The sequence below is a fragment of the Bartonella sp. AA86SXKL genome (genome assembly GCF_042196885.1).
The window spans coordinates 1-522 of sequence record NZ_JBHIRE010000603.1; the positions used below are offsets into that span (position 1 = coordinate 1).

Below are 522 nucleotides of genomic sequence, written 5' to 3' on the forward strand. Positions count from 1 at the left end.
ACAACCGGCGTTTCAAGCCAATTGTTGGTAATGGTTGCAAGGGACAACACATCATCAGGGACACTGGGTGCCATGGGATGATCTACTGAGATACCTTTGATGTAAACCACATTGCCCCCTGTGTTGAGACCAATACGGTCAATGCGGGGGAGTTTGTAAGTGTAACTGACGATAATATCACCACCCTCCGCACCCCCTGAGACAGTGATTTCCTGCGCTGTTACTTTATCAGCGGTAATTTTTGCGCGATAGCGATAAGTCACCTTATAGCTACTTCCCGCTAAAGGTTCGTCTCCTACGGGCGCCCAATCAATGGTGTCTCCGGTTTTTTTAAAATCCGTTCCTTCTTTAAATTCCTTAGTTTCTTGAACAATTTTGATAAAAGAGGTGATGCTTTTATCCGGCACCCCATCACGCCCAGCGGCAACGGCACCGCGGGTGACGTTAACGGTCTTTTCTTTTGTCAACAAAAGAGATTGAATATCGGCAATAGGAAAATAATAGGGTTTAAAGGTGAAACTG

General features: G+C 45.8%; 1 protein-coding gene. It reads right to left on the reverse strand.

From position 1 onward, the window contains the following. Positions 1-522: DUF4815 domain-containing protein (locus ACFIO5_RS13640; RefSeq protein WP_375705691.1), on the reverse strand; the 522-nt coding region annotated here is incomplete at both ends.